The organism is Enterovibrio nigricans DSM 22720 (assembly GCF_900167155.1).
Taxonomy (GTDB): domain Bacteria; phylum Pseudomonadota; class Gammaproteobacteria; order Enterobacterales; family Vibrionaceae; genus Enterovibrio; species Enterovibrio nigricans.
On the sequence record NZ_FUXU01000003.1, the window covers coordinates 1 to 12,468 of the forward strand.

Genomic DNA, 12,468 nt, shown 5'->3' on the forward strand with positions numbered 1-12,468 from the left:
CATGAGACTACGACGATTGATGGGTGTAGCCGATCAGATCGTAGCTTCTAGATTTAGTTCCATCGATTTAAGCAACAAAGCCATTGGCTCGCCAAAACCGTCACTAACTGAGCAACATTAAAACCTCTACTTTTAATCAAAGCTTTCTCTTTAATTAAAAGGGCCAAATGAGGAACAAAACGCCTTAACTTCCTTTCCTGTCCATGTGAGACCATTGGCATCTCAAAAAGAAGACCAGCTTCGACAAGAAACTTAATCATTCTTTCAGCTTTTTCATCAATATCTACTATCCCAACAATGATGTTCTTCCGATAGTCATCACCTTTTTTTTCATAGTTGTCATAATTAAACTCTTTCACTGTTTTTATTAAGCTGAATAAAAATTTGTTTCCAACATTAACAAAGCTTCCGTATTGCTTAATTTTTTCTGCTATTGACAAATACTCTTGGATGATATTTTCACATCTGGATTGTATAACTGAGTTAATGCGCTGCTGCTGTGTCTTGTAATTATCAGAGTCTACATAAGACCTTATTAAAGATATATAGGCTCTTGGAATGCCGAAAGACGCATACATTAATAAGTTTAAAACTTGCTCATCAATATTAACATGCTCTCTAAATCTTTTATTTATAATAGTATTCATGAATGGAATGTAGTCTTTATCCTGAACATCCATCCATATTGATACTTGCTCTGCATCCTGACCAACATGAAATCTTGGTCCATACTGAGTGGTTCCTGGGTACACAGAAGCTTTAGGTGAGATTTTAATTGATTTAATACTACGAAAAATATCGAAGAATTCAACCATATAATCTCTAGTTAAAGTCAAAGCCGCATCATCTAATAATAGAATGGCTCTTTTTCTACTCTTTTTATCTAGTGCTCTATGGATAAGCGCTTGAGTTAAAGATATACTTATGGTTGATATTATTTCATCGTAATTTTCATTATAAATATTCCGTTCCATATCTTTAATGAAGCTATAGAGGTTACTCTTACTTAAGCAATCTCTATTGTACTCAACATCGAAGTTCTCTATGACATCATACGATATTTTACAAAGAACCCAGGCGTGAAATATATCTAAAGCATTTGACTTATTATGAAGGTATGTTTCCAATCTTAAGTAGTGATTGAATGTAACATAAATTGGAAGCGGCAACTTATCATTATTGATGCATGTATTATATGCACAACGCATTTGGTGCGTTTTACCCGTCCCCCTCGGTCCTGTTATTAATTTGGCGCCTACTTGAATGAGTTTTTTTTGAATATGCTGGAAATGCTCACTATTCGCAGTCCAATCATGTAATTGCTCGTCTGTTAAGTAATCAGCTCTTTCTTCATACTCGCTACTATCGAAAAAAGATAAGTCTATTTCTAATTGGTCTGTCATAGGAGTAATTCTTTTAATCTCTTGATTAATACTGTAGAATAAACTGTTGTTTTACAAGGTTATCATAAAAAGTGGTCGAATTAAATCAATACTATACATCTGAAGCCACTAGCTTTTTACTCGCATCCATGCTCGACATCGCGCATGTTCAGTCATGTTTGGAGCTAAGCGCGGGCGAGGGAGCACTCATTGAGCCTATCAAAAAACTAAATCAATTGGTTCGCTTCACAACTGTTGATTTAGATACCCAAAACACCGATAAGTTGAAAGCAAAGTACCCTGAAGATACTCATATATGTGGCGACGCTCTTGATCTTAATTTAAATTTAAATGTTAACTCCTTTGACTTGGCTGTTTGTAACCCTCCATTTTCATATGCTGAACTAAGCGAAAGTTACAGACAATTATTAGGAAGAGACTTTACCCCTATATTTAATGGAAGCTCAAGAATTAGAATGGAAGTTTTGTTCATTCTGAGAAATCTTACCTTCCTTAAGCAAGGGGCAACTCTAGCCATTATTGTCCCTGACTTTATATTTACATCTAATGCATTGTCTAACTTCAGGGAAATTCTTTTCTCTAAGTTTACCTTGTCCCAGGTTGTTGAGTGTGAGCACAAGAGTTTTAAGAGAACAGAGGCGAAAACTTACATCTTATTTATAAGAAAGTGTGACCCTAAGAATGTTAATTATAGCGTTCCTTATGCAATGCTATCCTCTGGGGGGATAAAAAATAAGGAAATTAAAATAAACTCCACATTTAGTAAGTTAAATTTAGATGAAGGGGTTGGCTATACGATATTCCGAGGTTCAAATAGCAGTAAGGAGTGTCGATTATCAGGGAGGCCTTTTCATCATAATTATTCTGGCATTGGTGAGTTGTCTGGAGTTAGTTATGAAATAAATGCCGAACTTGTTGTAGGTTTTAAATATGCTCTCAAAGGAGATATATTGATTCACCGTGTGGGGCGTAACGTGGGCAAAACAGTTTTCTTAGATAGTGACTCAGTTATAGTGAGTGATTGTATAATTGTATTGAGATTTCTTGATAGTAAACTTAGATCAACATTTCTCGATCATTGGCCTTTGCATAAAAAAGAATGGGTTTTAGAAAATCAAAAAGGAACATGTGCGAAAAACATATCAATAAGCAGCATTAGAAACTATATATCATCTTTAGGGTGATGTTTGTATTTTTACACATCACCTAAGTTTGCCCTATTAAACGAACTGTTAACTCGAAGCGGTTACATACAAGTTTCTCTAGTGAACGACCAATCCCCATTTATTATAAATAGTACCCTATAGGGTTGGTCAACTTCGTGCATATAATTTTAGAATAAAATTAGATAATTCATAGCATAATGAGCAGTTAGCACTAATCAAAAGTCAGCCATAAAACAAGGAGTGGGATAGGTACGTGAAAGAAAAAACCAGCCTGACACGACTATGAAAATTTTCGTGTGACGAGTTTAATGACTTGACTTTGTTTCGAATAACTACTTGCCACGTGAATTTGATTAAAAAAATCGACGTTCCCCTAAAGTAATCAAATGTTCTTTAAAGGGCTGGGGAAAGGATGTTCCATATGGATTGAAAATATTAGTATAGTAACGTCATGTGCCTTTAAGTGAAGTTGTGAGATGTGTCAATCACTGGGGGGACTTTATCAATAGTTGTCAAACATTTTTCACCTATTTGACAGTCAATACTATTGGGTAACCGAAATCAACGTTATCTATAAGTGAGAGCGGATTTACCATTGTCAATCTTCTATACATTCGCACACTAATAATAATGTTTGGCCTGATGATCCGGCTAACCACCAACCGACAAAATTAACAAAGCGTCACTTTAAACCTGATGCTTGATAAGCAAGAGATTCATGACAAAACAAACACCGAAAAAACGCCCGGCTAGCAAAAAGAAAACCTCGACAACAAAGAAGCCTACGGCTTCGCGAGGTTGGACGAAAAAGCTACTCTCTCTTGGCTTTAAACTGACGCTGGTGGGCCTTGCTGCGCTCGCCATTCTTGGTATTTACCTTGATGGCAAAATCCGTGACCGTTTTGATGGTCAGATTTGGCAACTTCCAGCGGTGGTGTATGGGCGCATACTGCACCTTGCGCCGGGTGATGAGGTCACTATCGATGAACTTAAGCGAGAATTAGACTTACTGAATTACAACAAAGTAAGAACGCCAAGCCGACCGGGAGAGTATTCCTCGTCGTCATCCCGTGTAGAGCTTATTCGTCGTTCATTTGAATTTGAAGATGGCCCACAGCCTGCGAAGCACGTGATGGTGACGTTTAGTAGTGAGGGTGTGAAAGCCATTAAACAACTCGACGATGGCAAGCAAAGAGGCTATCTGCGGATCGAACCAAAGCTTTTAGGGATGATGGAATCCAACACGGATGAGCAGCGACTCTTCTTGCCGCGCGAACGTTTCCCTGAGTTTCTTGTTGATGCTCTACTCACGACGGAAGACCGTAATTTTTATCATCATGACGGCGTTTCTCCGCTCGCGATAGCCCGCGCACTGATCGTGAATATCAAAGCCGGACGAACGGTTCAGGGCGGTTCTACCTTAACGCAGCAATTAGCAAAGAATCTCTTCTTAACTCGCGACCGAACCTTGTGGCGTAAAGTGCAGGAAGCGTATATCGCCATTATTCTGGATTACCGCTACAGCAAAGATCGCCTACTGGAAGCCTACCTGAATGAAGTGTATTTGGGGCAAACGAAAGGGCAGGCCGTTCATGGTTTTCCATTAGGTGCGCGTCTTTACTTTGGTCGCCCGATTGAAGAACTGCGCATCGATCAGCTAGCGATGCTGGTGGGCATGGTTAAAGGTCCTTCGTATTACAACCCTTGGCGTTATCCTGAACGTGCTCAGGTACGACGGGATCTGGTACTGAAGATGATGATGGAGAACGGCATCATCACATCAGGGCAATATGCTCAGGCGGCAGGTCGTTCACTGGATGTACAGACCTCTCCAAATCTGAACAGCAGACAGCCCGCGTATTTTGAACAGTTGACCATGGAGATCCGTGAGCGTGTCGGCAATCAGTTTGACCCTGAAAGTGGCTTGCGTGTTTTCACTACGTTAGATTCTTTGTCTCAGTCATTGATTGAAAAGACAGTCGTGAAAAAAGTGGGAGAGCTAAAGAGCGTCGCGGGTAAGAAGTTAGAAGCGGCGGTGGTCATTGCAGATCGACAAAGTGGGGAAATTCGCGCAATGGTGGGTGGAAGCCGTCCGGGATATGCGGGGTTTAACCGAGCGTTAAACGGCAGACGCCAGATTGGTTCTCTAGCAAAGCCTGCCGTGTACCTCGCAGCGTTGAGTGAGCCAAATCAATACAACCTGGGTTCGCCTTTGGATGACAAGCCAGTCGTGTTGAAAGGGGACAAAGGGAGTGAATGGCGGCCTCGTAACTACGATCGAAAATTCCGTGGTGAGGTACCGTTGCTGCGTGCACTGGCGAATTCTTACAACATCCCCACGGTAAATCTGGGCTTAGCGCTTGGTCTGGATAAAGTGATCGATACCTTTGACCAGTTAGGTGTAGACCCAGATCAAATCACACGGGTTCCCTCCTTATTGTTGGGCGCATTTACCCTGACCCCTATGGAAGTTACCCAAATGTACCAGACCTTAGGGAGTGGTGGGCGTCAGGCAGAGTTAACAGCCCTTAGAGCGGTCGTGACACGCCAGGGGCAAGTGCTCTATCGCAACTGGCCGAAATCGAGCCAGACGGTATCTGAGCAGGCAAGCTGGCTGACTTTGTACGCCATGAAGCAAGCTGTCAAAGATGGGACAGCACGGTACCTGAATTCCTCTTTTGCTTGGGCGTCTTTAGCAGGCAAAACAGGCACAACGGATAACAACCGTGACAGCTGGTATGTGGGTATTGATGGCCGAGAGGTTGTGACTATCTGGTTAGGACGTGACGACAACAAACCGATGAAGCTGACAGGCTCGTCAGGGGCATTGCGCGTGTATGCGGATTACATTAAAGCGAGGCAGCCGGAGCGCCTTATTCTGAGTTGGCCATCGCAGCTCACCAGTGTGCCTTATCGTGTGCATGATGGGCAATTTGTCACGGATTGTGTCAGCGAGAGTAAAATCCCGATGTGGGACCCGAAAGGAAGTTGGCGTAAACGATGTGAAAAGTCAGATCCCATTGGCTGGTTCAGCGGTTTGTTTAACTGACAATAGACGGGGCGAGGAAAGAGGGGCTTGATGGCGCATGCAATCAGGCTTTTTTTTTGTCTCTGTTGTTTCTCAAACGACAGATACGAAAAAGCCTCGTCAATGACGAGGCCTTCGTAAAGATGGTGCCGGCTACCGGAGTCGAACTGGTGACCTACTGATTACAAGTCAGTTGCTCTACCAACTGAGCTAAGCCGGCACACAAACTTTGGAAACGTTGCTTGTCTTAAAACACCATTTCACGAATATGGTGCCTCGAGGCGAAATCGAACCACCGACACGGGGATTTTCAATCCCCTGCTCTACCGACTGAGCTATCGAGGCAACGAGGGCTATTAAATAGCAGAGCCGTGTTTCTGTCAAAATAAATTCGCATCACTTTGGTTTGTTTGCTGCTTTTTTGTCTAATTTGATGCGAATGCGTCCGGTATGCTGTTCTATTAATCAGTTTCAAATTATTGCGATCGTAATCTCATTCGAAATATCCCTCTTTTTTGCATGCCTACAAAACAAAAAACCACAAATTCCTCGTTTGTGTGGTCGTTCATTCTTTTTAAGTGCGCTCGTTATGGAGGTATTCCTTCAAATTAAAACCATTTGACTAAAAAACTATCATTTTTCTCGTTATTGCTACACTTACAGGTACATATATTCCTTTGACGCAAGTCAATAGATATTGGAGTGAATTCTGCGATGGGATTCTCATTAGGAGAACAACTGGATATTACGCAGGTGATGGAGATAAAGGATCGCCTGCAAGTCGAATTGGAGCAATCCGACAGCTTGCTAATCGATGGTAGTGAAGTTTCGCGAGTAGATGCGCCAGGATTGCAGTTATTACTCACAGCGAAAAACGTTTGTCAGATTCAATCCGTTAGTTGGAAATGGCAGGGGGCTTCAAGTGAGTTAGTAGCGGCAGCAAAAACGCTTGGGTTGGTTGAGCCTTTAGGCTTGAACGATTTTGCTGATTAGTTTCTCACGTAGTTCAATCAAGGTGACAGTATGCGAAAAATCCTAGCTGCAGATGATTCCGTCTCTATCCGTCAGATGGTGAGCCACACACTGAAAGAAGCGGGTTATCAAGTAGAAACAGCCAATGACGGTGCTGAAGCGTTATCAAAAGCCAAAATGGGGCAGTACGACGTAATCATCTCAGATGTGAACATGCCGAATATGGATGGTCTGGAGTTTGTACGCCAAGTACGTGCGGTTCCGCAGTACAAGTTCACGCCAATATTAATGCTCACTACGGAAACGTCTGCTGAGAAAAAGAGCATGGGGAAATCAGCAGGCGCAACAGGTTGGATAGTCAAGCCGTTTAATCCAGATACCCTTCTTAAAACGTTGCAACGTGTTATTTAACGTTCTAACGAGGAGATCATTATGGCTTTGGACATGGACCAACTGCGCAGGATTTTCTACGAGGAATGTCGTGAAAATTTAGAGATCCTTGAACGCGAACTACTTGCCCTTGACCCAAATGGTGAAGCAGATCCCGATATCATCAACACCATCTTTCGAGCTGCTCACTCCATTAAAGGGGGTGGTGCGACATTCAATCTCAATGAAATCAGCCAGTTCACACATGTCATGGAGACTTTGCTGGATGAAGCAAGGGAAGGCAAGCGGCGTTTAGACGCGGATACTATAGATCTACTTCTCAAAGGTGGCGATTGCATCAACAGTATGCTGGTCGCCTATGAGACTGGGAGTGATTTTGATCATGGGCTCAGAGACGCGCTGACGGACCAACTCAATCTACTACTAGAGGGGAATTCGGGTGGGCAGACTTCCGCTGAGCCTACTCATTCAGAAGCAGCAGAGAGTGCGGTATTAGACAGAGGTGATGGTGATTGGCTCGTTCTGTTTATGCCACATCGAGACATGTTTTTTTCTGGGAATGACCCTGTCCGCATACTTCGGGAAGTCTTTGCTCTTGGTGTCCACTGCGATATTGAATGCATAACAAATGCGTTGCCGACGTTAAGTGAATTAGAGCCTGAAATGTGCTACCTCAGCTGGCGCATTACGATAGATGGGCATGTCGACAGAGCCTTGATCGAAGAAATATTTGAGTGGGTCGAGGACGAATGTGACCTTCATATCTCAAAAACGGGTGCGAAGGGCAGCGCGTCTCAATCGGAGTCTGAAACGCCCGTTACAAACGCGGCTGTTTCCAGTGTCCCTAATAGTCAGCCTGCTCCTTCTGCAGCGACAGCAAAATCACCGTCCAAGCAAACACCATCCAAGGCTGATGCTGTTTCTTCCATTCGCGTGGAAATTGACAAAGTCGACAATCTCATCAACTTAGTGGGTGAGTTGGTGATCACACAATCCATGTTGACCGAACTAAGCCAGAACTTTTCTGAGAGCAAATTAGAACGGTTACAAGCAGGGCTGGATCAGCTTCTGCAAAACACCAAAGAATTGCAGGAAAGTGTGTTGAATATACGCATGCTTCCCATCAGTTTTGCATTTAACCGCTTCCCTCGCCTGATCAGAGACTTGTCCTCTCAGCTTGGAAAAACTGTCGAGCTGTTGATTGAAGGTGAGCAGACTGAGCTGGACAAAACGGTGCTTGAACGTATTACAGATCCGCTTGTTCATCTCGTTAGAAATGCGGTTGATCATGGTCTTGAATCGCCGGAAATCCGGGCAGAAAAAGGAAAGTCTGAAACCGGACGCGTGTCTCTAACGGCTTATCACCAAGGTGGCTCGATAGTCATTGAAGTGCGTGATGATGGCGCAGGTTTAAATAAAGAAAAAGTGTGGAAAAAAGCCATTGAAAAAGGCTTGTTGCATCATGAAACCGCACTTGACGATCTTTCAAATCACCAAGTTTACAACTTGATATTCGCCCCCGGATTTTCAACCGCAGAACAGGTATCTGACGTGTCTGGTCGCGGTGTGGGTATGGATGTAGTGAAGCGAAATATCGAAGAGCTTGGTGGGCACATTGAAGTCGACTCCGAGCCTAATGTCGGCAGTGTTTTCCGTATTAGCTTGCCTTTAACACTGGCCATTCTAGATGGGCAACTGGTTAAGCTCGCTAATCAAGTCTTTGTCGTACCGCTTATCTCAATTATTGAGTCCATCCAGATAGAGTCTGAGCGCGTTATCGTCGCGACGGGCGGCGTAGAGCTGTACCGATTGCGAGATGAAAATATTCCCATTCTTCGCTTGAAAGAAGAGTTTTGCTTAGGTGAAACGGGCGCACTCGATAAGCAACTTTTGTGCCTTGTTGAGGCAGGTGGCAACCGCATTGGCCTGCTGCTTGATGAAATGTTGGGACAACAACAAGTGGTGATTAAAAGCCTCGAATCTAATTACACACGCGTAAATGGCATTTCGGGCGCGACAATCCTTGGTGATGGCTCAGTGTCACTGATCCTCGACGTGCAAGGTCTGATGACGGGTTTCTTAAGCCGAGTTGGCGAAACGAACAGTCACATAGCGGCGTAGGGGGATCCATGACTGATCAAGTTATAGCGACGGCTGAGTTGGTAGAGAATAGTGATACCGGAGAAGAGCGCTTAAAAGGATCTGACTTCCTGAGTTTTGATTTGGCGCACGAGCTTTATGGTGTTGATATTAAAGCGGTTGAGGAGATTAGGGTTTGGGAAGTGCCCACGATTATGCCTCGCGCACCAGAGTTTATTTTAGGGGTAATCAACCTTCGAGGAATGATTGTTCCCATCATGGATCTCCGCTTGCGTTTCAACATCGGAACGATCGAATACCTTCCTACCACTGTGGTGCTCATTTTGAAATCGAGTGACTGTGTAGGTGGAAGAATGATGGGGGTGGTTGTTGACGCCGTGTCAGATGTTATCGACATGGGAGACAACAGCTTAATGCCACCAATAGGGGATTCAGATGTGATGCCCTACGTAAGTGGCTTGCTCAATGTCGATGCACAAGTGATGAGCCTTTTAGATGTTGATTCATTGCTCAATATCGAAGGATTGGTGCACTAGGGGGCAAAGATGGCAGATGAAATTAAGGAATTCCTCAGCTTTCTGATTGATGGTGAGGAATACGGCGTCAACATTTTGGATGTGAAGGAAGTCCGAGGTTGGTCTGATGTCAGGAAGCTACCAAACAGTGAAAGTCACCTGCTAGGTGTATTGGAACTGCGAGGAGAGTACATCCCCATCGTGGACCTCAGACAGCGTTTCAACATGGATGCCGCCACACTGAGCAAAACAACCGTGGTCGTGATTGTGAGGAATGAGAGTGGGCAATCACTGGGCATTATCGTTGATGCTGTTGCTGAGGTTTATCAATTGTCGACGGCACAAATTAAGGCGGCTCCAGGGTACGTGAAAATTGATGAACGATTTATTGAAGGTATTGCGTCAGTAGACAGTAAGCACGTGGTGCTGATTAAACTGGAAAGACTTTTTGATTTTGACGAGTTGCATGAAGTAGCGCAGCCAGACTTGGTTAGCGAGGGTTAAGGATTATGTCCTGGTGGAATAAAAGTAAAGTAGCTGTAACTGAAAACACACAAGAAGATCAGGGTTTAAAGGCGCACATCGTATCGGCGTTGGATACGGCCCAAACCGCGCTGATGATGGTTGACCGCGATTTCAAAGTCTTCTACGTCAATAAAAAATCGATGGATTTGTTGAAAGTCCACGAAGAGTTGTTTCGATCGAAATGGCCAAATTTCCGCGCGGAGAAAGACTGGATAGTGGGAAGCAGCATCGACATGTTTCACGCTAATCCGAGTCATCAGCGTCAAATGTTATCGAACCCTGCCAATTTGCCGCATGAGACAATCATATCTGTCGAGGATGTGTCTTTACGTCTGGTTGTGGGGGCCGTGATTGATGACAAGGGCGAGTATGTCGGGAACACGCTGGAGTGGGATGACGTAACCGCCCAGCTAAAAGCAGACAATGAGCTTGCCCGTTTGCAAGCCGCGGTCGATCAATCCTTGACGGCGATGGTCTTGATTGACCGAGATTTCCAGATCACCTATGTCAATGAAGAGACCATTAGGCTGTTTGACAAGCACCAAAGCTCGTTCCGCCAAATCTGGTCGGGTTTTAATGCAACCGAAGAGTGGCTGATGGGGCGCTGTATTGATGAGTTCCACAAAAACCCAGCGCATCAACGCCAGCTTTTATCGAACCCTTCGAATCTGCCTTACAAAACAGACATCACGGTTGCTGACCTCATTATTGAGTTGAATGTGGCCGCCATCACGGATGCCAAAGGGAAATACATCGGTAATAGCCTGGAATGGCGTGACGTGACAGAAGAGCGCGCCAGAGATACGCAAGTTGGGCGCCTTGTTTCGGCTGTCGAAGGGATGACAACAAACCTGATGATGGCGGATAAAGACGGCAACATTGCCTATTACAACCCCGCGTTGATGAAACTTCTCTCCAGCCGCGAAGATACGTTACGCCAACACTTTCCGGGGTTTAAAGCAGATGACCTTGTGGGCAAGAACATCGATATTTTCCACAAGAATCCGTCTCATCAACGTTCGATAATTAGTAACCCTGACCGTCTGCCCTATACCGCAGCGATAAAGGTCGGCGAGTTAGAGTTTGAATTAACCTGTATCGCGATGTATGACGCTGCCGGTAACTACATAGGACCAGCTTTGCAATGGGTGGATATCACCGAACAAATGCAGGGTCAAAGAGACGTGGAGAGTTTGATTGGTGATGCGTCGTTAGGTCGCTTAGGCAGCCGAATGGATCCCGGAAAATATTCAGGCTTTATGGCCAATCTGAGTGAGGGGGTTAATGGCCTTCTCGACAGCATCGTTGGCCCGCTGAATAACTGTAAAGAGGTCATGTCTAGCGTCTCTCAGGGGAACCTGAAGGTCAGTATGCCGGAAAACTACGAAGGGGATTTTGCCGAGCTAAGCAATGCCGTGAACACGTCAATCATCAACTTGCGAGATATGGTTGAGAAGATCACTGCATCGTCGACACGGGTTGCGTCAGCGTCTGGTGAGATTGCGGATGGTAATACGGACCTTAGTGAGCGTACGGAAGAGCAAGCGGCCAGCCTAGAAGAAACCGCCGCTAGCATGGAGGAAATGACCTCTACCGTTAAACAAAATGCCGAGAGTGCTGAGGCGGCGAACCGCTTGTCGCAAAATGCCAGCGGTAAAGCAGAAAAAGGCGGCGAAGTCGTTAAGCAGACCGTGTCCGCGATGGGCGAAATCAATAAAGCCAGCAAACGCATTGCTGACATCATCAGTGTGATTGATGAAATTGCTTTCCAAACCAACTTGCTTGCCCTGAATGCGGCGGTGGAAGCGGCGCGTGCCGGTGAACAAGGACGCGGGTTTGCCGTTGTTGCCGGCGAAGTGCGTAACCTCGCGCAGCGAAGCGCTGGCGCGGCAAAAGAAATCAAAGACTTGATCAAAGACAGTGTTGATAAGGTATCGGAAGGTTCTCGTCTTGTTGATGAATCCGGTGAGATGCTCAATGAGATTGTTACGGCCGTTGGTGAAGTCACCAACCTGATAAGCAAGATCAACTCTGCCAGCCAAGATCAAGCGGCGGGCATCGATGAAATTTCAAAAGCCATCGTCAAGATGGACGAGATGACGCAGCAGAATGCCGCTTTAGTGGAAGAAGCCTCTGCCGCTAGCCAATCATTGCGAGATGAGGGCAGTGAGTTAATTAACTTGATCAGCTTCTTCCAAGTCGAGGGTGTACGTGCAGGTTCAGCGCCCATACGAACGCCCGATCTTAGAAGGCAAAAAGCGCCAGCCAAAGTGCTTACGCCATCTCCTGCCGCCAAGAGTGCCGCAAAAAGTGTCGCTAATGGAGGCTCTACCTCGATGTCAGATGATGACTGGGAGGAGTTCTAAGAG

General features: G+C 44.9%; 9 protein-coding genes and 2 tRNA genes. 8 read left to right on the forward strand and 3 right to left on the reverse strand.

The annotated features are described in order from the left end of the window. Positions 1 to 53 precede the first annotated feature (53 nt). Positions 54 to 1,403, reverse strand: a complete 1,350-nt coding sequence (locus tag B5D35_RS01585) for a hypothetical protein (RefSeq protein WP_078750878.1) — start codon at positions 1,401 to 1,403, stop codon at positions 54 to 56. Between the two features lie 71 nt (positions 1,404 to 1,474). Between B5D35_RS01585 and B5D35_RS01590 the strand changes: the two genes are divergently transcribed. Further along, positions 1,475 to 2,587, forward strand: coding sequence for an N-6 DNA methylase (locus B5D35_RS01590; RefSeq protein WP_078750879.1), 1,113 nt, complete (start codon positions 1,475 to 1,477; stop codon positions 2,585 to 2,587). 700 nt (positions 2,588 to 3,287) lie between these two features. Next, entirely contained in the window at positions 3,288 to 5,618 is a 2,331-nt protein-coding gene (gene mrcB, locus B5D35_RS01595; protein WP_078750880.1) for a penicillin-binding protein 1B, read from the forward strand. Positions 5,619 to 5,741: 123 nt separating this feature from the next. Here mrcB and B5D35_RS01600 read toward each other — a convergent pair. Together B5D35_RS01600 and B5D35_RS01605 are read right to left on the reverse strand one after the other, a co-directional pair. Beyond that, a tRNA-Thr gene (locus tag B5D35_RS01600) sits at positions 5,742 to 5,817 on the reverse strand. Positions 5,818 to 5,866: 49 nt separating this feature from the next. Then, a tRNA-Phe gene (locus tag B5D35_RS01605) sits at positions 5,867 to 5,942 on the reverse strand. A gap of 369 nt (positions 5,943 to 6,311) precedes the next feature. Here B5D35_RS01605 and B5D35_RS01610 point away from each other — a divergent pair. Genes B5D35_RS01610 through aer2 form a run of 6 tightly spaced genes read left to right on the forward strand, consistent with a single transcriptional unit; the run spans position 6,312 to position 12,465 of the window. Continuing rightward, positions 6,312 to 6,590, forward strand: coding sequence for an STAS domain-containing protein (locus B5D35_RS01610; protein WP_078750881.1), 279 nt, complete (start codon positions 6,312 to 6,314; stop codon positions 6,588 to 6,590). A gap of 30 nt (positions 6,591 to 6,620) precedes the next feature. Beyond that, the gene (locus B5D35_RS01615) at positions 6,621 to 6,980 is read left to right on the forward strand and encodes a response regulator (protein ID WP_078750882.1); all 360 of its coding nucleotides are present in this window, start codon (positions 6,621 to 6,623) and stop codon (positions 6,978 to 6,980) included. 21 nt (positions 6,981 to 7,001) lie between these two features. Beyond that, positions 7,002 to 9,080, forward strand: coding sequence for a chemotaxis protein CheA (locus tag B5D35_RS01620; protein ID WP_078750883.1), 2,079 nt, complete (start codon positions 7,002 to 7,004; stop codon positions 9,078 to 9,080). 8 nt (positions 9,081 to 9,088) lie between these two features. After that, positions 9,089 to 9,595 (forward strand): chemotaxis protein CheW, encoded by a 507-nt coding sequence (locus B5D35_RS01625; RefSeq protein ID WP_078750884.1) that lies wholly within the window; start codon positions 9,089 to 9,091, stop codon positions 9,593 to 9,595. 9 nt (positions 9,596 to 9,604) lie between these two features. After that, the gene (locus B5D35_RS01630) at positions 9,605 to 10,078 is read left to right on the forward strand and encodes a chemotaxis protein CheW (RefSeq protein ID WP_078750885.1); all 474 of its coding nucleotides are present in this window, start codon (positions 9,605 to 9,607) and stop codon (positions 10,076 to 10,078) included. A 5-nt stretch (positions 10,079 to 10,083) separates the two neighbouring features. Then, positions 10,084 to 12,465 (forward strand): aerotaxis transducer Aer2, encoded by a 2,382-nt coding sequence (gene aer2, locus B5D35_RS01635; protein WP_078750886.1) that lies wholly within the window; start codon positions 10,084 to 10,086, stop codon positions 12,463 to 12,465. Positions 12,466 to 12,468: the final 3 nt, after the last annotated feature.

Bases quoted from the DNA above. Each gene is read 5' to 3' on its own strand.
- B5D35_RS01615 (WP_078750882.1), top strand. From the start codon at position 6,621: ATGCGAAAAATCCTAGCTGCAGATGATTCCGTCTCTATCCGTCAGATG.
- B5D35_RS01630 (WP_078750885.1), top strand. From the start codon at position 9,605: ATGGCAGATGAAATTAAGGAATTCCTCAGCTTTCTGATTGATGGTGAG.
- B5D35_RS01585 (WP_078750878.1), bottom strand. From the start codon at position 1,403: ATGACAGACCAATTAGAAATAGACTTATCTTTTTTCGATAGTAGCGAG.
- B5D35_RS01610 (WP_078750881.1), top strand. From the start codon at position 6,312: ATGGGATTCTCATTAGGAGAACAACTGGATATTACGCAGGTGATGGAG.
- aer2 (WP_078750886.1), top strand. From the start codon at position 10,084: ATGTCCTGGTGGAATAAAAGTAAAGTAGCTGTAACTGAAAACACACAA.
- B5D35_RS01625 (WP_078750884.1), top strand. From the start codon at position 9,089: ATGACTGATCAAGTTATAGCGACGGCTGAGTTGGTAGAGAATAGTGAT.
- B5D35_RS01620 (WP_078750883.1), top strand. From the start codon at position 7,002: ATGGCTTTGGACATGGACCAACTGCGCAGGATTTTCTACGAGGAATGT.
- mrcB (WP_078750880.1), top strand. From the start codon at position 3,288: ATGACAAAACAAACACCGAAAAAACGCCCGGCTAGCAAAAAGAAAACC.